Genomic DNA, 17,627 nt, shown 5'->3' on the forward strand with positions numbered 1-17,627 from the left:
GCGGCAGCGAGGCGTCGTCCACGCGCCGAGAGCAGGCCGACGTGCGCCCCCTCGGCCGATGTGCCCGGCGGAGTTACGGGCACGAGGGCTGGCCGGGCGACCGTGGGGAGGGGCGGGGGGCCGCGCAGGGGGGGATGCTCAGCAGCTTGTGGGCTGTCCCTTATCCACAGGCCCCCGCCGCAGCCGCCCTACCAGCAGATCCCCCCTCAGCAGAGCGGCCAGTCCCCCTACCAGCCGCCCCAGCAGATGCCCTACCAGATCCCGAGACCCCACAAAAGCAACAAGACCGCCACCCTGACGCTGGGGATCATCGGGTTGGTCTTTTCCATCTTGCTGCCCATCGTCACCTACTGCTGCTCCATCCCCGGGCTGGTGATGGCCCGGCAAAACCCCTATACCGGGGAGAAGGACACGGTGGGCAAGGTCCTCAACACGGTGGCCATCTGCGTGGCCGCCCTCAACTCCCTCGCCGCCGTCATCAGCAACCTTGTCCGCTAGAACGGGCGAAAAAGCAAAGGGACCGGACAGTCGTCCGGTCCCTTTTTGCGCGGCAACGGCAGGCAGTGCCGGCCGGTCGGTCGGGGGTCAGTGGCGCTCGCAGTTGCAGCTGTAGTGGCAGTCGCAGGTGGGGCAGTTGGCTTTGATGATCCCATGGACCATGGCCGCCAGGGTAAACAGCATCATGAAGGCAAAGGCGCTGGCAAAGAAGAGGAGGATGATGGCAGCGACACTCGACGCCCCCGAGACCGCCACGATGGCGGTGAAGAGGGAGAGGATCAGGGCGCCCAGAGCGGAAAAGAGGAAGCAGGGCAGGTAGCCGCAGATGCTGTCGGAGAATTCGCAGTTGTCACAGCAGGGGCGGTGCAGGGCGAAAATCAGCAGCAGAAGCAGGGCGATGGCGGCGAGGACGGCGGTAAAGCCAAGCGCCACGTACACTAGGACGGTGGCAATGCCCGTATAGTAGAGGGCCGCAAAGATGGCGCCCAACACTGCGCTGGCAAAGGCCAGGAACCCGCAGATGTATTTGGAACGGTACACGGATAGACACTCCTTTCAAGCAGACGAACAAATCTCGTGACGATCTGGTCACGCCCCAATATATGTTCGCCCGGCTCGAATGGTGTGACTACCCCTGGGCCCGGCTCAAGCGGCCCAGCAGAAGGGTGGCGGTGCACCCGGCCGCCAGGCAGACAAGGCCGGTGAGGGCGGCCCCCCAGCCGCCGGAAAAGCCGGGGAACACCTCGGCCACCGAGCCCAGCACAAAGCCGATGATCAGGGAGTAGGTGAACTGGGGCCGCCGCTCCATGGCCCTGTCCAGCAGGGAGGTGGTGGCGAGGATCCCCCCCACCAGCCCCAGGGCGAGGGGGAGGAGAAAGGGCAGGTAGAGCTGGCTGACCGACGAGAGGGCCACCTGGTAGAGCCCCAGCAGGAGCAGCACGTGCGAGGCGCTGATGCCCGGCAGCACCAGGGCCACGGCCACCACCGCCCCCGCCAAAAAGAGGAGCAGGGCCCCCTGTATCGAAAAGCCCTCTCCGGCGGCGAAGAGGCCGTCCGGCACCAGCCGCAGGGCAAAGACCAGCCCCAGGCCAAGGGCGGCCCCGGCGAGGCAGCCGGGGGTGGGGCGGCGGATGCCCGCCTGCCGCCACAAAACCGGCAGGCTGCCCAGGATCAGCCCCGAGAAGAGGAAGAGCATGGGGTCGCCAAAGCGCTCGGTCAGGTAGAGGACCGCCTTGGAGAAGAGCAGCATCCCCCCCACCGAGCCCAGGCAGAAGACCAACAGGAAGAGCAGGCTCTGCCGGCGCTTGGCCCCTCGATCTCTGGTCAGGCTGCTGATGGCGCGGATGAGCCGGCCGTAAATGCCCAGAATGATCGCCATGGTCCCCCCGCTCATCCCCGGCAGGAGCATGCTGCTGCCCACCACCAGGCCGGAGAGGAGGGTGGAAAGTCCCTCTTTGGTGTGTTTCATCGTCTCGCTCCTATTTTGCAAAAATTTGTACCAGTGTAAAAAAGACGGGGTCAAAAGTCAATGCCCGCGGTGGCCTTTCCGCCCCGGTGGCGGGGTGTGGGCCGAGCGGCGCTGCTGATTGGCGGGGAGTCCTGTAAAATTTGTGTCAAGCGGGCGCGCGGGCGGCTGGCTGCCGCCGGCCAAAGGCGATTTTCCCCCTTTTGGGGTGGATTTGGCCGGGAATGGTGCGCCCGGAGAAAGGGAGAGGCCTCTCCCTTTCTCTGCCTTGCCGCCGCACCGCCGGGGAAGCCCGGCCGATTGTTGGCGTTTGGCCGCTGTTTCGCTATAATAGAATCATCTTGTACCATTTCTTCCGGCCGCTCCCTGTGGGGCGGCCGCAGAAGGCGGCCGGACGGGCCGCCCGCCCACCGGGCGGACACCATTTGACCCATCAAGGAAAGGGAGCGGATATGGACTCCGACAGTAGTCTTTTTCTCAGTATTGCCATTTTGTTGGTGCTGATCGCCACCAACGCCTTTTTTGCCATGAGCGAAATTGCCGTCATCTCGGTCAACGAGGCCAAGGTGCAAAAACTCGCCGACGGGGGGAGCAAGGCGGCGGGGAAGTTGCTCTTCCTCACCCGCACCCCCTCCAACTTCCTCTCCACCATTCAGGTGGGGATCACCCTCTCGGGCTTTCTGGCCTCGGCCGTGGCGGCGGACAACTTTGCGGGGATGCTGGCGGACGCCCTGTCCTTCCTGCCGGTGGACCGGGCCATCCTGCAGGGCGGTTCCCTGGTGCTCATCACCCTGCTGCTGTCCTATTTCACCATCGTCTTTGGCGAGTTGGTGCCCAAGCGCATCGCCATGCGCAAGGCCCAGGCCGTGGCGCTGCGGGTGGCGGGGGTCATCTCCCTGTTTTACCGCATCGCCCGCCCCTTTGTCTGGCTGCTGGCCCAATCCACCAACGGCATTTTGCGGCTGCTGGGGCAGAAGCCGGGGGAGGACGAGGAGGAGATCACCCCGGAAGACGTCCTTTTGATGGTGGAGACCGGCACCAAGAAGGGCGTGTTTGACGGCGATGAGAAAGAGCTCATCGAGAACATCTTCGCCTTTGACGACAAGACGGTGGGCGAGGTGATGACCCACCGCACCGACGTGAGCATGGTGGAGGACAGCGACGACATCGTCGCCGTGAAGGAACTGGCCAGACGGGAGGGGTACTCCCGCATCCCGGTCTATCACGAGACGGCCGACGACGTGGTGGGCATCCTCTACGTAAAGGACCTGCTCGACGACTCCAAGCGGGTCGAAAAGGCGGCCGACTGCATGCGCGCCCCCATCTATGTGCCCGAGAGCATGCTCTGCAGCAAGCTGCTTCGCACCTTTCAAAAGGAAAAGGTCCACATGGCCATTGTGGTGGACGAGTACGGCGGCACCGCCGGCATCGTCACCATGGAGGACCTGCTGGAGGACATCGTCGGCGACATTGCCGACGAGTACGACAGGGAGGAGGCCGACTGCCAGGAGCTGGCGCCCGGCCGCTATCTCTTCGCCGGTTCCATTGAACTGGAAGAGGTGGAGGAGATCCTCGGCATTGCGCTGGACTACGGGGGCGAGTACGACACCCTGGCCGGCCTGCTCATCGAAGAGCTGGGCTATATCCCCCAACAGGGGGACGCCACCGTCCTCCCCCTGGGAGGGAGCTACTGCGCCCGGGTGGCGCGGATGGAGGAGCGGCGCATCGACCGGGTCTTGGTCTGGAAAGAGGAGCCGCAGGCAGAAGAGGCGGCGGCCCAATAGCAAAGGAAAAAGTGGCGAGGAGGCGGACCCAGCAGGGTCTGCTCCCTCGCTTTTTTGCGGTGCGATGCGACCGGTGTAGAAACATCGGTCGCGTTTTTGCGTGTTTTGGGGGGAAATAGATTGGAAAATTGTACAAAAATGAAGAAAATGAAAGAAAAGTGACCGTTTCTGCCCAATTCTGAACACCTATTGGTAGAGGGGATTGGAGAGGAGGGGATGAATCGGTGCAGGTGTTTTGGTCCGGCTGTCCGGTGGACGACGGGTGTCTGGTACACTGGTTGGCCCTGCTGGGGATAGGGGTGTCCATTGCCTATCTGGCGCTACGCCTGTCTGGAACGCGCCCCCGCGTGAAGGGGGAGGGAAGGCGGTTGGCGGGGTGGGACAGCTGCTTTCTCGTCCTGTTGGCGGGGGTGTCGGCCCTGCTCTACCTCCACCGCCGCTGCGGACTGGACGGGGGATTGCTCGCCCTCTGGCTGGCCGTGCTGGCGGTGGAGCTGGGGGTGCTCTCGGGCCGGCGAGAGAGGCGGTGGCCCCTTTGACAGAGAGGGGATTTTACCTAGATTTTACAGATGGGCCTTGCATTTGGGTGGGCAAATGTGGTATTCTTATGCGGTAACAACTATATACCGCCCAAAAGGGAGTAACTTGCGGCGCTCTGCGCCGTCGTATGGTGCGACATTCCGATTTTTGCAAAAAAATCCGCACATACTATAAAAAGTGAGACTTTTACTGTGGTTTTCACGGTGAAAGTCTCTTTTTTTGCACCGTTTTGGGCGGTGCAGATGCAGATTGAAGAAATGGAAGTGCACAATGGAAGTTTTGTTTGAAAACATTCTCAACATCACCCCGGGTCAAATCGTCATGTGGGTCATCGGCGGGCTGCTGATTTGGCTGGCCATCAAAAAGGAGATGGAGCCCACCCTCTTGCTGCCCATGGGGTTTGGCGCCATCTTGGTGAACCTGCCCCTCTCGGGCGCGGTGGACCAGGTGGCCGGCAGCGGGGTGGAGCAGGGGGCCATCGACACCCTCTTTCGGGCGGGGATCGCCAACGAGCTGTTCCCCCTGCTGCTCTTTATTGGCATCGGCGCCATGATCGACTTTGGACCGCTGTTGTCAAACCCCAAGATGCTGCTCTTCGGCGCGGCGGCGCAGTTCGGCATCTTCTTCACCCTGAGCATCGCCTCGCTCTTTGGCTTTGAGCTGCACGACGCGGCCTCCATCGCCATCATCGGCGCGGCCGACGGCCCCACCTCCATCTTTGTGGCCAACTACTTTGAGTCCAACTACGTGGGGGCCATCATCGTGGCGGCCTACTCCTACATGGCGCTGGTGCCCATTGTCCAGCCGCCGGTGATCCGCCTGATCACCACCCAGAAGGAGCGGCGGATCAAAATGCCCTACAACCCCCTCTCCATCTCCAAGACGACCAAGATCCTGTTCCCCATCCTCATCACCGTCATCGCCGGGCTGATTGCCCCCAAATCGGTCTCGCTGATCGGCTTCTTGATGTTCGGCAACCTCATCCGCGAGTGCGGGGTGCTGGGGATGCTCTCCGAGACCGCGCAGAAGGTGCTGGCCAACCTGATTACCCTGCTTTTGGGGCTGACCATCGCCACCAAGATGCAGGCCGAGTACTTCCTGCAGCCGGCGACCCTGCTCATCATGGGGCTGGGGCTGGTGGCCTTCATCTTCGACACGGTGGGGGGCGTGCTCTTCGCCAAGCTGCTCAACCTCTTTTGCAAAAAGAAGGTCAACCCCATGGTGGGGGCGGCCGGCATCTCGGCCTTCCCCATGTCGGCCCGGGTCATTCACAAGATGGGCCTCAAGGAGGACCCCCAGAACTTCCTGCTGATGCATGCGGCTGGGGCCAACGTGGCCGGGCAGATCGCCTCGGTCATCGCCGGCGGGCTGATCATCAGCCTGATTGCCAAGTAAGGAGGGCGCGCTGTGTTTCACATTCCCGAATTTTTATCGACCCTGCCCATCATGGGCTACGGGATGGGCGGCATCTTTGCCGTCATCCTGGTGATCTATTTGAGCATCAAGCTGCTGTGCAAGTTCTTTCCCGAGCGGGGAGAGGGCAAGTAGCCAAGCGGCAATACGCAAAAAAGGGGCTGCGGCAGGGGTGCCGCGGCCCCTTTTTGCCCTTGTGGCGGGGGATAAGGCGGTTGTCTTTCGGTATGATAGGTGCTATAATGGAGCCAATCGAGTGGGTGTATGCGGCCTGTATCCTGCCAAAAGAGGTTTCTCCGCTCTTGAAGCCGGAGAAATTATAGGTTATCATTCGAGCGAAAAAGGCCCTGTTTTGGTTGTTAAAAGCTGGTTTGCCAGAGGCAAATCAGCTTTTCTTTTTGCTTTTTCCCCACCAGTCAAAAGAACGAAAATCTATACATTTTATGCTTCTTGCGGAATTGTGGAGGGGCGTTTTCCCTCTCACAAGGCGGCAAGGGGGAAATGGAGGAGAAAAAGATGCGCAAAATGAGAGGAACCGCATTCCGGCATCGCCTGCTTGCCCTGTCGGTGGCCCTTGCCCTGGGGATGGCGAGCTGGCCTCTGGGCGTTCAGGCGGCCGGGGTCGGCCTGGGCATGACCGGGTTGCAGGTCACCGGCGGGGTGGAGGGACTCGATTACGAGGTGGATGACGCCGCCGGCATGGTGGTTGTCAAGACGGACACCCCCCTGACCATTTCCGGCTCGTCGAGCACCCACGGCGTTCGGGTGGCGCCCGGGGTCCACGCCGACATCACCTTCAGCGGGGTGACCATCACCGCCCCGCTCCCTTTGGATGTGGCGACCAACCTGTACGGCACGGCCAGCGGGAGCGCAGCCACCGATGGGGCGCAGATACAGAACAAGACTTCGCTTCATCTGACGCTGGCGGACGGCAGCGTCAACACCCTGACGGCAGGGGCGCTCTTTCCCGCCGTTCACTGCGGCGAGGGTTCGCTGCTCACCATTGACGACGGGGTGCGCAACACAGACAGCCAGGGGAATGCCGTCGTCCCCGAACAGGGCCGGGTGCCCCGGGACTGTGTGCTGGCAAACGGGACCGCCCTCAAAAAGGGCGACCCTCTCTATTTGATGACAAGTGAAGATCCGGGACGGCTGGTCGCAAACGGCGGCAAGTCCTGTGCGGGCATTGGCGGCGGCATCTGGGAGAACGCAGGGGAGATGACCTTCAACGGCGGTATCATCGAGGCCTATGCCTACGGGCCGTACAGTGACTACGACGGCACCGGCGCGGGGATCGGCGGCTCGATGGCGGGCGGCTGTACGGTCATGACCTTCAACGGCGGGACCGTCACCGCCAAGGGCTCTTACCACGGGGCCGGTATCGGCGGCGGGCTGAGTTCCAGTTGGGGGGCCAACTGGGACAGGCCGCAGATGGCGGGGACCATCAAGTCCCGCGAGACCTATCAAAACACAATCTGCCGGGACATCTATGTCAACGGCGGCAACATCACGGCCCAGGGGTTTGCCCACGGCAACGCCTTTGGCGCGGGCTGTGCCCCCGGCAGCAATGCCGGCCATAAATTTGTGATCACCGGGGGCAATCTGACCCCCATCACCAGTTCCACCAGCGACATCGGCGCGGCGGGGACCGACATTGTCGTCACCGGGGGCTCATTTTACACCAGCAAATTTCAGGGCACGGTGACCAACGGCAAGGGCGTCGAGCTGGCCATGGCCACCGTCGACCTGAGCGGCTACCCAGAACTGAAGAACGGCCCCCTCAAGAGCCTGCAGGTGGCGGTGGACGGGGTGCCTCTCACCCCCGAGTACGGGCTTGCCAACAATGTGGACGGAAACGGCAAGCTCTACTTCTGGCTGCCCAAGAGCGCCCAGGGCAAATCTCTGGAAATCAAAAATCTGGTGGCCATCGACCCGGTCACCGGCCAGGAGCAGGAGGGCAAGTACGATTTCACCATCCCCAGCTTTGACAGCGGGCACACGGTGGCCAAGCAGTATGTGACCTTCACTGTGGACGAGAGTCTGCTGGGAGAGGCGCTGCGCCAATCGCTGCACAAGCAGTATGACGGGCTGCCGATAGACGGACAGGACCTGCTCAACCAGGTGGCGGGCCTGAACATCCCCGCCGACAGACCGGAGGGAGAGTTCCTCAACGACGTTTCGGCCATGAGCCTCTCCCACCAGCGGGTGGAGGACAAGGCGGGGGAGGAGACCGGCGAACCGGTGAAGACCGGCAGCTTTGAGCGGGCGGGCGGTTACACGGTGATGATCGACTCCAGCCAGTTCTCGGCTGCACCGGGATTTCAGGAGTCCTTCTGGGGACACCGCGCCGCCTTCGCCGCCGAAATCACCCCGGCCGACAGCACCGCGGAAAAAGTCAGTTATCAGCTCCAGTGGTCGGGGGACCAATTGCAGGGCGTCGCTTTCCATGCCCTTGTTCGCCCAGCCGACGGAATGGCCGCCACCTGCAAAGCCCCGGACGGGTCAGTGCAGTTCTACGTCAACGGGGTCGCCGTGGGCGGCCCAGTGACGGTGGCGGCCCAGGCAGGGACGGAGAAGGGATTTGCCTTTGGCACGGCCGACTTTGCCTGGGATTTGAGCGGGGTGCAGATCCCCGCCCGACCGGACGGGAAAATCGCCGTCAGCGCCACCTTCGACGGCGGCACCAACTACCGGGTAAGCAGTTGCCAGGGCTCGCCGGAGGAAAACCCCGGCATCCCGGTGGTGGAGCCGCCCAAGGTGGAGGGAAAGCCCTCCGCACCGGGAGAGCCCGCCCGGGAATTGGAGCCGGACGGGGAAATCACCAGTAAGCCCGGGGAGGACCCGGGGGACCCCAACACCCTACACCAGAACTTGAAAGACCGGGTCGCGGTCCCGGTCTCGGGGGACACTCTTTCGCAGAGTGAGGTGGAGACTTGGATCGAGGGGCGCTATACCGTCGATTCGATGACGCCTGGTGTAAATGCCGCTATCGAGTCGGTGACCATCTGGGATGAAAACGGCCAGAAAGTAGAGCAGATCGACCGCACTCGGCCGGGCTCCTACCATGTGATCACAGTCGTGCGCGATGACAGGGGAAATAGCACCACCGTCGATTTGACCTATCTGGTGACAGACCCGCCGACGGTGGTGGTCAAGCCGGAAAATCCCGAGGAACCGGGGCGGGAGCTCTCCCCCAAAGAGCCGCCGCAGGGCGACGATGCGACAGGTACCCTGCACGGCCAGTTGGAGGACAGCTATCTGCGCCCAACCGGGTCGGGGACCCTCGGCCGGCCCGAATTGGCAGACTGGCTTGACGGCCGCTACGACTGGGGGGACGCCCAACTCACCCTGGTGGAGGTCAAAGACAAAGATGGCAACGCAGTGGGAGAAATCGACCTGTCGCAGCCGGACCGCTACCAGGTGGTGGCGGTGGTGACCGACGATATGGGAAACACCACCACAGTGACCGTCGACTACCAGCTCAAAGAGCCCCCGGCAGTTGAGGTGAAGCCCAATCAGCCCGGGGCGGGGGAAGAGGGGACGTTGCGTCCCGACGGGCCGGTGAATACCGACAGAGACGGCACGGTCCACCAAGTGTATAAGGACGAGATGTCCACCCCGGCAAAGGACGGCACCCTCACCCAGGCGGACGCCGAGAAGCTAGTGGAGGAGCGCTACACGGTGCCCGCAGGCGCTGCAGTGCAGACGACCATCCGCGACAGTGAGGGCCAGGCGCTGACGGACATCGATCTGCGCTCTGAAGGGGATTATGTCATTGAGGTGCTGGTGCGCGATGGCGAGGGGAACACCTCTACGGTCTACCTGGATTACCGGGTGTACGAGGAGCCCGCGCCCCCGGAAGAGGGGGAGAGCGGGGAGAAACCAGAAGGCCCAGAGACCCCCCAAACCCCGGAGGAAGAGCCGGATGACCGTGGCGAGGAGGGACAACCCCTCACCGGCGATTTCGGTGTGAAGGTGCTTCCGCTTCTGGCCTTGGCCGGAGCTGGCTTGTTGCTCGGGCGGAAAAGACACGCATCCCGCTGAGGTTTGAAAAGAGAAGGAGAGGGCCGGTTTACCCGTTTGGGTGGACCGGCCCTCTCCTCTGTCTGGACGATGAGAGGGGAGTGAGCGGGGTGCCCTTCATCCTTTTTTGGGGGGGCGAACAACTTGCCCCTCACCTCACTGTCTGTCGACGAGAGCAGCGGGGTCGCCCGCTTTTCCGCGCCGGACGGGGAGTACCAGCTGGCGGTGTGCGACCTGCTGGGCAACCGCACCAGCGGCCGGTTTTGGGTGCGGGCCCCGGCGGAGTGAGGGGGGCGAAACGCAGACGGGGCGGTTTGGCTGAAAGGGGGCCTACCCGGGCAACCCCTGCTGGCTCCCTTCCAATCAAAACCACCGGTGAAACGGGTGGTGTGCACCGGCCCCAAAAGGGCGGCATACGGACTTTGCCCCGCAAAGGGGGCATCGAAATTTTATGATTGTACCTGCGCACTGCACCGGCAAACCGACAAGCCAGTGCGGCAGTCAACACCCAAAGAGCACTTTTCTTTTGCGTCCTTGGCCCCCTTCCCTTGTGGAGGCCTTCTGCCAAAACGACCGGTCCCCCCGGTAAAATGGGGGTATCGAGTTGCAAAAAAACGCGCTCCAAACACCAAACTAGGTGCTCGGGGCGCGCTTGCTTTTTGTGCGGGGGGACCTGCTACCGCCCCAGCCGCCGCACGATCTCCTCCACCATCTCGTCGCAGTAGAGGATGCGCTCGCCGATCTGCAGTTCCTTGGCCAGTTCGCCGATGGCGGTCTTGCGGATGCGGGAGGTGCTGACCACCTCTTCATTCCAGAAGATGTCGCGGGCGCTGCCGTCGGCAATGATGTGCTTTTGGGCCATGGCCACCACCCGGTCGAAGTTGTCGGCCACAAATTCCATGTCGTGGGTGATGGTGATGACGCTGCGCCCCTCGGCCTGCAGGGCATCAATGAGGTGGGAGAGGATGGCGATCCCCTCTGCGTCCTGCCCGGCGGTGGGCTCGTCGAGGATGAGGTAGGGGGTCTCGGTGGCCAGGATGGCGGCGATGGCCACAAACTTGCGGGTGGAGTAGGGGATGTCGAAGGGGTTTTTCTTGAGGTATTTGGCGATGCCGGTGAGTTCGACCGCCCGCTCCACCCGGCGCTTGATCTCCTTTTCCTCCATCTTCAGGTAGCGGGGCATGTACTCGATCTCGGCGATGACGCTCTTGTTGAAGATCTGGTCGTCGGGGTTTTGAAAGACATAGCCCACATAGGTGGAGATCTGGGCGGTGGTCTTCTCCTTGGTGTTGACCCCGTCGACGATGACGTCGCCGCCCGAGGGCTTGTGCAGCCCGTTCATCATCTTGACGGCGGTGGTCTTGCCGGCCCCGTTCTGGCCGACGATGCCCACCTTTTCGCCGCTCTCGATTACCAGATTTAGGTGTTCAACGGCGGTGTAGCCGTTGGGGTAAGTAAAGGACGCGTCCTTCAGTTCAATTGCCATCAGCTCTCTCCCCCCAATCTCTCTTCAATGGCCGCGATGGCGTCTTTTTGGGTGATGGGGATGTGCGCCAGCCCGATCCCCTTTTCCTTCAACTTGCTGCCCAGCAGTGCCACCTGGGGGATCTGTGCGCCGTGCTCCAGGAGGGAGGGGTTTTGCAGCACCTCCTGCGCGGGGCCCTGAAAGGCCACCTGGGCCTTTTCCAGCACCACGATCTCGTCGGCGTACTCGGCCAACAGGTCGATTTTGTGCTCGACGAGGAGCACCGTCTTTCCCTGCTCTTTGAGCAGTTGGATGATGGCGAAGACATCGGCCGTCCCCTCGGGGTCGAGCTGGGAGGTGGGCTCGTCGATGACCAGGGTGTCGGAGTCCATGGCGATGATGGCGGCAAAGGCCACCCGCTGCCGCTGCCCCCCGGAGAGGGCGTTGGGGTCGCGCTTGATGAGGTCCTCGATTTTCAGCAGCTTGCAGACCCGAATGACCCGCTCGATCATCTCATCCTTGGGGATGCCCAGGTTCTCAAGGCCCAGGGCGATCTCTTCAAAGACGGTCTCTTTGACGCCGCTGATTTGGGTAAAGGGGTTTTGAAAGACATAGCCGATCTGGGTGGCCAACTGGTCGGTGTCCCACTTTTTGACGTCGGTGCCGTCGATGATGGTCTTGCCGGTGAGGGAGCCGCCGTAGAAGTGGGGGACCAGTCCCCGCACCAGGTTGCACAGGGTGGTCTTGCCGGCCCCGTTCTGGCCGATGATGCCGTAGAATTTTCCCTTTTCAAAGGAGAGGTCCACGTGCTTGAGGGCAAAGGTCTTGGCCAGGGGGTATTTGTAGGAGACGTCTTGTAAGGTGATAAAACTCATAGCCAGATGATCCTCCCCACAATGACCGCCACAAGGGCGATGTCGATGAGAATGATGGCCGCCTTTTCGGCAGCCGGGGTCTTGCGCAGCTCCCGCAAGAAGGTGTGTTTCACCGGGGCGGAGAAGGCGCGGGCGTCCATGGCGATGGACTTCTCCTCGGTGTTGGAGATGGCCCCCAGCACCAGCGGCCCGATGATGGGGATAAAGGCCTTCATCCGGCTGATGAGACCGCCCTCGGTCTCGATGCCGCGGGCCTTCTGGGAGTCCATGATGACCTTGGAGCTCTCCCCCAGATCGGTGATGGCCTGCATCGAGGCCAGGCAGATATAAGAGGTCTCGTGGGAGACGCCGATGCGCTCGAGGGAGTACATCAGGTCGCGCATGGGGGTGATGTTGTAAAAGAGGATGACCGCCCCGCAGAAGGCGACCACCGTGCCCGCCACCCGCAGGCCGTAGAAGATGCTCTCCACCGTCACGTGGATGTTGCCCCAGCTAAAGAGGATGGTGGTGCCTTCGGTGAACATGGCGCGCATCAAAAAGAGGATGGCCCCCACCAGCAGAAAGACCTTGTAGAACATCTTGAAAAAGGGGCCGAACTTGCCGGCGATGGCCGCCAGGACGAGATAGCCCGCCATCATGGCGTAGCCGATCCACCAGTAGGGGAGGATGAAGCCAACGGCCGCCATCACCGCGCAGAAGTTGAACTTGTTGAGGGGATTGACGTCCATCAGCCAGTTCCCGTAGAGCTGGGGGTTTTTAAAGGAATAGGCAAAATCCAGATCCAAACCGATCCACTCCTTTGTGTTAAAATTTGGGGCTGCCTTGGGAAAAGGGACAGGCCGCTGCTCACCCAGCGGCCTGTCTTTTTTGCAGTCGAGGTTGGGAAGGGGAGGCCCTAGAGGGTCTCTTCCTCTTCGTCGTCTTCGTCGGCACCGCTGGCGCCGATGTAGACGTGGCCGAGCGGCAGCTTGGTGAGGAAGCGGTTGGGCATGCTCTTGAGGATGATGAAGACGATGATCACCGTGGGGATCTTGTCGAGCAAGTCGGCAAACGCCTCAGAGGCAAAGCAGGCGGGAGCGACCGACCAGCCGGCCGCGACCAGGGCGCCGGTGATGAGGCCGGTGGCGTTGGCGCCGTAGCCGCCCAGAAAGATGATGGTGATGCAGGGGCCGATGACGCCGCCGATGAAGCCGAAGACCAGGGCGGACAGCAGGGTCTTCCACAGGCTCTTAAAGACGCCGAGTTTGGAGAACCAGCCGGCCACGAAGCCGAAGGCCACGTTGAGCACCGCGTAGTAGAGGGTGGTCGGCGAGGTGATGGCGTTGAGCAGGTTGGTGATGAGACCGACCAGGGCGCCGGGAACGCCGCCGCAGAGCGCGCCCACCACAATGGTGCCGATGGCGTCTAAGTAGAGCGGCAGTTTGAGCAGAATGGCGATCTGCCCACCCACGAAGTTGACTGCAATGCCGATGGGAATTAAGAAGATGACCAGTTTGTTCATTTTTTTCATGGATGCGTACCTCCTCAGAAGTTGAAATCCGTTCGGCCTGCCAAACAAGGCGGGAAACGACCTCGACAAGCACTTCCCTCTTGTTAACAAACTGTAAATACCACTACCCACAGTATAGTGGTAGTCAACAAAAAAATCAATCATTTTCTCTTATTTTATCGATATTACCAAAAATTCAGGGGCAGTTTTGACAGGATGAAGGGTTCTTTTTTCCGCACCCTCCCCGGCGCGGCCCATCCGCCCGCGCCAGGGAGGTGCAGGGGAGCCGGCAGGGGGGAAAAGGGGGCCGCCGGGCGTGCGGAGGGGAAGCGGCGCGCCCTTGCCAATTGGCCGGAAATGGGGTACACTGGCACCGGGAAATCAGCTGGTTTTCCGAAGATCGTCACAAGGGGGAGGGCCTTGCTATGCTGCTTGTGCTGAATGTGGGCAATACCGCCATCTCGGCGGGGGCGTTCGCGGGGGAGGAGCTGCGCTTTGTCGCGCAGACCGCCACCTGCAAGGGCGCAACCGCCTTTGACCTGGCCCTGCACATCCGCCAGGCGCTGGCCCTGGCCGGCGGGGGGGAGGAGCCCTTTTCGGGGGCGGCCCTCTCCTGCGTGGTGCCCTCGCTGCGCCAGGCGGCGGCCGAGGCGGCCGCCCTGCTAGTGCGGCCGGGGGGACGCAGGTTGGTGTTGGGGCCCGGCGTCAAGACGGGGCTTGACATCCGCACCCAGAACCCGGCGGCCACCGGCAGCGATCTGGTGGCCCTGGCGGTGGGGGCGATGACCCTGGCGGGAGGGCCCTGTGCGGCCTTCTCCCTGGGGACGGCCACCGCCGCCGTGGCCCTGGGGGAGGGCGGCGCCCTGCGGGGCACCGCCGTGATGCCCGGTCTGGCCCTCTCGCTGGAGGCCCTGCGGGAGCGGGCGGCCTGTCTGCCGGAGATCGCCCTGGAGGGGGGCTTTGCGCCCCCCCTGGGAAGCGACACGGTGGGGGCCATGCGGGGCGGACTGCTCCACGGCCACGCCGCCATGCTCGACGGGATGGCCGAGCGGCTGCAGGAGGCGCTGGGGACGGACTGCCCCCTCTACCTCTGCGGGCGGTGGGCGGCCCTGGTGCAGCCCTACTGTCGGGCGCCCTTCCTCTTAAAAGAGCACCTGCTGCTGCGGGGTCTTGCGGCCATCTATCGGAAAAATACAGCGGAGCGCCGGGGCGGCGAATAACCCCAGCCCTCTTTTCCCAGAATATGCGCTGTATCCCGCCCTTCATGCGGGAACGGCAGCAGGAGGAATGCGCTGTGTCAAAGACGAGACAAAAAACGACTGCCCTGGTGCAGATGGCGCTGCTGGCCGCCCTGATCGCGGTCCTGTCGGCGGTGCCCTGGCTGGGGTACATCAACCTGGGGTTCATCAACGCCACCACCGTCCACATCCCGGTGATCATCGGGGGGATCCTGTTGGGTCCCAAGGCCGGCGGGATGCTGGGGGGCTTTTTCGGGCTCACCAGCCTGCTGAAAAACACCTTTCAGCCCAACCTGAGCAGCTTTGTCTTCTCCCCCTTCTACGGGGTGGGGGAGACCCACGGCAACCTGTGGAGTTTGGTGATCTGCCTGGTGCCCCGCATCCTCATCGGGGTGGTGGCGGGGCTCTGCTACCGGGCCATCGCCCGCGGCGGCAGGCGAAAGACGGCGGCCATGGCCGTGGCGGCGGTGGCCGGATCCCTCTGCAACACCCTGCTGGTGATGGGGGGGATCTACCTCTTTTTCGGCCCTGCCTATGCGGCGGCCCAGGGGGTGGCCTACGGCGCCCTCTTCGGTTGGATCGCCGCCCTGGTGGGCACCGTGGGGGTGCCGGAGGCCCTGGTGGCGGCCGTCCTCTCCACCGCGATCTGCCGGCCGCTGCTGGCCTTGCAGGGACGGGGTGGCCCAGTGCAGCGGAGATAAAAAAATGAGAAAAAGGACCCTTTCCGCGCCCGGCGGAAGGGGCCTTTTTTTGCTTGCAGGGGGAAAAGAAAAAGTTTGCCAGTTGGGCAAAAGGGTGTTGACAACCGTGTTGATTGTATATATACTGTATATACAATATATCGATATATTCTGTGCTCGAGGTGACCTATGGACATCATCATCCAAAATTCCAGCGACAAACCCATCTACCAGCAGATCGTCGACCAGGTCAAAGACAAGGTTTTGACCGGGGTTTTGCAGCCGGGGGAGGCACTGCCCTCCATGCGGCTGCTGGCCCGGGAGCTGAAAATCAGCGTGATCACCACCAAGCGCGCCTACGAGGAGTTGGAGAGGGAGGGCTTCCTCACCACCCAACCCGGACGGGGCAGCTTTGTGGCCGAGAAGAACCTGGAGTTTGCCCGGGAGGAGCGGATGCGCGCCCTGGAGGAGAGCTTGGCCAAAGCTGTCGAGCTGGCCCGGGGCTGCGGCGTGTCGGAGCGGGAATTGGTACAGCTGGTGACATTGCTTTACAGCGGAGAGTGAGAGTATGATGACGCAAAATTGTTTGGAACTGCGCGGGGTCGGCAAGAGCTACGGCTCCTTTGCCCTGCGGGACGTAGATTTGAGCGTGCCCAAGGGCTGTATCATGGGCCTGGTGGGGCAAAACGGCGCGGGCAAGACCACCCTGCTCAAGTTGATTTTGAACTTGATTGCCCGGGACAGCGGCGAAATTTCGGTGCTGGGGATGGACAATCGGAAAGAGGAGATGGCCATCAAACAGCGGCTGGGGGTGGTGATGGACGAGAGCGCCTTTCACGATTTCCTGACCCCGCAAAAGGTCTCCAACATCATGGCGGGCATCTACCCCAACTGGGACGAGGGGCAGTTTGCCAGCTACCTGCAGCGCTTCGGCCTGCGGCCGGGGGACCTCATCAAGAACTTTTCCCGGGGAATGAAGGCAAAGCTCTCCATCGCCGCGGCCCTGAGCCACGCGCCCCAGCTGCTGCTGCTCGACGAGCCCACCAGCGGCCTGGACCCGGTGGTGCGCGACGAGATACTGGACATCTTCGCCGAGTTCATCGGCGACGGGGAGCACTCGATCCTCATCTCCTCCCACATCACCAGCGATTTGGAGCGGGTGGCCGACTACATCGCCCTGCTGGATGGGGGCCAATTGATTTTTTGCGAGGAAAAGGACGCCCTTCTCTACGGTTACAGCGTGCTCAAGGGCACCCGGGAACAGCTGGAGCGGCTGGACCGCAGCGAGCTGATCGGCCTGCGGGAGACCAGTTTTGGCTTTGACGCGCTGGTGGAGCGCAGCGAGGAGAACCGCCGCCGCTTTGAGGGGCTGGTCTTTGACCGCTGCACCCTGGAGGAAATGGTGCTCTACTTTATAAGGGGGAAGAAGAGATGAGGGGACTTTTGCTCAAGGATTTCTGCATCTTCGGCAAATCGGCCAAGTTTTACATCCTTTACCTGGTCGGGATGGCGGTGTTGGGACTGGGGATGAAGAACTCTTCCTTTATCGTGGGGATCGTGGTGATGATGCTCTCCATCCTCTGCATCAGCACCTTCTCCTACGACGACATGGCCCGCTGGCCGGCCTACGCCGCCGCGCTGCCGGTGAGCCGGAGCAAGGTGGTGCTCTCCAAGTATGTGCTGGGGGTGGGGATGCCCCTGCTGGGGGGCGTGGTCGCCTTCCTCATCACCGTTGGATACTCCTTTATCCGCCCGGAAGACATGGCGAATAACGCCCTGACGGCGGTGCTGACCGCCTGCATTGGGGTGATCTTCAACCTGATTTTGCTGCCGCCCACCTTCAAGTGGGGGGCGGAGAAGAGCCGCATCATCCTCTATGCGGCCATGGCCGCCATCTTTGCCATCGCCCTGCTGGCGGGAAAGTTCGCCGCTCTCGAACAGCTTTCCCTGCCGCAGCTGCCGACGGGGCTCTGGGTGGGGCTGATCGCCGCGGTGATGGTGGGATCGACCCTGATTTCCTACGGCGTCTCCTGCCGGATCTACGCCAAAAAAGAGTTTTAGAGGACCGAGCCAAAGGGCGCGCCCCTCCCCAAACAGGGGGAGGGGCGCGCCCTTTTTCCCGTGGAGAAAGGGGAAAAAGCAAAAGGTCAGAAAAAG

18 protein-coding genes are annotated in these 17,627 nt (G+C 62.4%); 12 read left to right on the forward strand and 6 right to left on the reverse strand.

All coding sequences use genetic code 11. The features are described from left to right. The first annotated feature begins 246 nt into the window (after positions 1–246). Entirely contained in the window at positions 247–498 is a 252-nt protein-coding gene (locus BN3266_RS09105; RefSeq protein ID WP_059004907.1) for a hypothetical protein, read from the forward strand. Between the two features lie 87 nt (positions 499–585). On the opposite strand, the gene BN3266_RS09110 is transcribed toward BN3266_RS09105, so the two are convergent. Then, positions 586–1,038: a hypothetical protein gene (locus BN3266_RS09110; protein WP_021658318.1), complete on the reverse strand. Its 453-nt coding sequence runs from the start codon at positions 1,036–1,038 to the stop codon at positions 586–588. An 88-nt stretch (positions 1,039–1,126) separates the two neighbouring features. Continuing rightward, on the reverse strand, positions 1,127–1,966 hold the full coding sequence (locus BN3266_RS09115; RefSeq protein WP_059004908.1) for a DUF368 domain-containing protein: 840 nt from the start codon (positions 1,964–1,966) through the stop codon (positions 1,127–1,129). Between the two features lie 449 nt (positions 1,967–2,415). On the opposite strand from BN3266_RS09115, the gene BN3266_RS09120 reads away from it, so the two are divergent. From BN3266_RS09120 to BN3266_RS13920, 6 genes are all read left to right on the forward strand, one after another. Then, on the forward strand, positions 2,416–3,747 hold the full coding sequence (locus BN3266_RS09120) for a hemolysin family protein (protein ID WP_021658322.1): 1,332 nt from the start codon (positions 2,416–2,418) through the stop codon (positions 3,745–3,747). Positions 3,748–3,971: 224 nt separating this feature from the next. Next, the gene (locus BN3266_RS13915) at positions 3,972–4,286 is read left to right on the forward strand and encodes a hypothetical protein (RefSeq protein ID WP_154669043.1); all 315 of its coding nucleotides are present in this window, start codon (positions 3,972–3,974) and stop codon (positions 4,284–4,286) included. A 271-nt stretch (positions 4,287–4,557) separates the two neighbouring features. Beyond that, positions 4,558–5,682: a sodium ion-translocating decarboxylase subunit beta gene (locus BN3266_RS09125; protein ID WP_021658325.1), complete on the forward strand. Its 1,125-nt coding sequence runs from the start codon at positions 4,558–4,560 to the stop codon at positions 5,680–5,682. Between the two features lie 12 nt (positions 5,683–5,694). Next, positions 5,695–5,835 (forward strand): OadG-related small transporter subunit, encoded by a 141-nt coding sequence (locus BN3266_RS14080; RefSeq protein ID WP_021658326.1) that lies wholly within the window; start codon positions 5,695–5,697, stop codon positions 5,833–5,835. 390 nt (positions 5,836–6,225) lie between these two features. Continuing rightward, positions 6,226–9,744 (forward strand): Ig-like domain-containing protein, encoded by a 3,519-nt coding sequence (locus tag BN3266_RS09130; RefSeq protein ID WP_154669044.1) that lies wholly within the window; start codon positions 6,226–6,228, stop codon positions 9,742–9,744. Positions 9,745–9,867: 123 nt separating this feature from the next. Next, complete coding sequence (locus BN3266_RS13920) at positions 9,868–10,011, forward strand: hypothetical protein (protein WP_154669045.1); 144 nt, start codon at positions 9,868–9,870, stop codon at positions 10,009–10,011. 388 nt (positions 10,012–10,399) lie between these two features. Here BN3266_RS13920 and BN3266_RS09135 read toward each other — a convergent pair whose 3' ends face one another. From BN3266_RS09135 to BN3266_RS09150, 4 genes are all read right to left on the reverse strand, one after another. Further along, on the reverse strand, positions 10,400–11,209 hold the full coding sequence (locus BN3266_RS09135) for an energy-coupling factor ABC transporter ATP-binding protein (protein ID WP_059004910.1): 810 nt from the start codon (positions 11,207–11,209) through the stop codon (positions 10,400–10,402). Continuing rightward, the gene (locus tag BN3266_RS09140) at positions 11,209–12,063 is read right to left on the reverse strand and encodes an energy-coupling factor ABC transporter ATP-binding protein (RefSeq protein ID WP_059004911.1); all 855 of its coding nucleotides are present in this window, start codon (positions 12,061–12,063) and stop codon (positions 11,209–11,211) included. Before BN3266_RS09140 ends, BN3266_RS09135 begins: the two co-directional genes overlap by 1 nt. Then, entirely contained in the window at positions 12,060–12,848 is a 789-nt protein-coding gene (locus BN3266_RS09145; RefSeq protein WP_059004912.1) for an energy-coupling factor transporter transmembrane component T, read from the reverse strand. Before BN3266_RS09145 ends, BN3266_RS09140 begins: the two co-directional genes overlap by 4 nt. Before the next feature lie 110 nt (positions 12,849–12,958). Continuing rightward, a complete protein-coding gene (locus BN3266_RS09150) occupies positions 12,959–13,573 on the reverse strand; it encodes an ECF transporter S component (protein ID WP_044991918.1) in 615 nt (204 codons plus the stop codon). A 404-nt stretch (positions 13,574–13,977) separates the two neighbouring features. On the opposite strand from BN3266_RS09150, the gene BN3266_RS09155 reads away from it, so the two are divergent. The 5 genes from BN3266_RS09155 to BN3266_RS09175 all read left to right on the forward strand — a co-directional run bounded on the left by BN3266_RS09155 (position 13,978) and on the right by BN3266_RS09175 (position 17,531). Continuing rightward, positions 13,978–14,772 carry a type III pantothenate kinase gene (locus tag BN3266_RS09155; RefSeq protein WP_059004913.1) on the forward strand — a complete coding sequence of 265 codons (795 nt, stop codon included), beginning with the start codon at positions 13,978–13,980 and terminating at the stop codon, positions 14,770–14,772. Positions 14,773–14,846: 74 nt separating this feature from the next. After that, on the forward strand, positions 14,847–15,491 hold the full coding sequence (locus BN3266_RS09160) for an ECF transporter S component (RefSeq protein WP_368013950.1): 645 nt from the start codon (positions 14,847–14,849) through the stop codon (positions 15,489–15,491). Between the two features lie 168 nt (positions 15,492–15,659). Next, on the forward strand, positions 15,660–16,034 hold the full coding sequence (locus BN3266_RS09165) for a GntR family transcriptional regulator (protein ID WP_021660241.1): 375 nt from the start codon (positions 15,660–15,662) through the stop codon (positions 16,032–16,034). A 4-nt stretch (positions 16,035–16,038) separates the two neighbouring features. Then, positions 16,039–16,905, forward strand: a complete 867-nt coding sequence (locus tag BN3266_RS09170; RefSeq protein ID WP_242861750.1) for an ABC transporter ATP-binding protein — start codon at positions 16,039–16,041, stop codon at positions 16,903–16,905. After that, the gene (locus tag BN3266_RS09175; RefSeq protein WP_082671768.1) at positions 16,902–17,531 is read left to right on the forward strand and encodes an ABC-2 transporter permease; all 630 of its coding nucleotides are present in this window, start codon (positions 16,902–16,904) and stop codon (positions 17,529–17,531) included. Before BN3266_RS09170 ends, BN3266_RS09175 begins: the two co-directional genes overlap by 4 nt. Positions 17,532–17,627: the final 96 nt, after the last annotated feature.

The organism is Bittarella massiliensis (ex Durand et al. 2017), assembly GCF_001486165.1.
Lineage (GTDB): Bacteria > Bacillota > Clostridia > Oscillospirales > Ruminococcaceae > Bittarella > Bittarella massiliensis.

Excerpts from the sequence above, each read along its gene's own strand:
- BN3266_RS09170 (WP_242861750.1), top strand. The coding sequence starts at position 16,039 with ATGATGACGCAAAATTGTTTGGAACTGCGCGGGGTCGGCAAGAGCTAC.
- BN3266_RS09120 (WP_021658322.1), top strand. The coding sequence starts at position 2,416 with ATGGACTCCGACAGTAGTCTTTTTCTCAGTATTGCCATTTTGTTGGTG.
- BN3266_RS09130 (WP_154669044.1), top strand. The coding sequence starts at position 6,226 with ATGAGAGGAACCGCATTCCGGCATCGCCTGCTTGCCCTGTCGGTGGCC.
- BN3266_RS09165 (WP_021660241.1), top strand. The coding sequence starts at position 15,660 with ATGGACATCATCATCCAAAATTCCAGCGACAAACCCATCTACCAGCAG.
- BN3266_RS09105 (WP_059004907.1), top strand. The coding sequence starts at position 247 with ATGCCCTACCAGATCCCGAGACCCCACAAAAGCAACAAGACCGCCACC.
- BN3266_RS09155 (WP_059004913.1), top strand. The coding sequence starts at position 13,978 with ATGCTGCTTGTGCTGAATGTGGGCAATACCGCCATCTCGGCGGGGGCG.
- BN3266_RS09140 (WP_059004911.1), bottom strand. The coding sequence starts at position 12,063 with ATGAGTTTTATCACCTTACAAGACGTCTCCTACAAATACCCCCTGGCC.
- BN3266_RS09125 (WP_021658325.1), top strand. The coding sequence starts at position 4,558 with ATGGAAGTTTTGTTTGAAAACATTCTCAACATCACCCCGGGTCAAATC.
- BN3266_RS09115 (WP_059004908.1), bottom strand. The coding sequence starts at position 1,966 with ATGAAACACACCAAAGAGGGACTTTCCACCCTCCTCTCCGGCCTGGTG.
- BN3266_RS09150 (WP_044991918.1), bottom strand. The coding sequence starts at position 13,573 with ATGAAAAAAATGAACAAACTGGTCATCTTCTTAATTCCCATCGGCATT.
- BN3266_RS09135 (WP_059004910.1), bottom strand. The coding sequence starts at position 11,209 with ATGGCAATTGAACTGAAGGACGCGTCCTTTACTTACCCCAACGGCTAC.
- BN3266_RS09175 (WP_082671768.1), top strand. The coding sequence starts at position 16,902 with ATGAGGGGACTTTTGCTCAAGGATTTCTGCATCTTCGGCAAATCGGCC.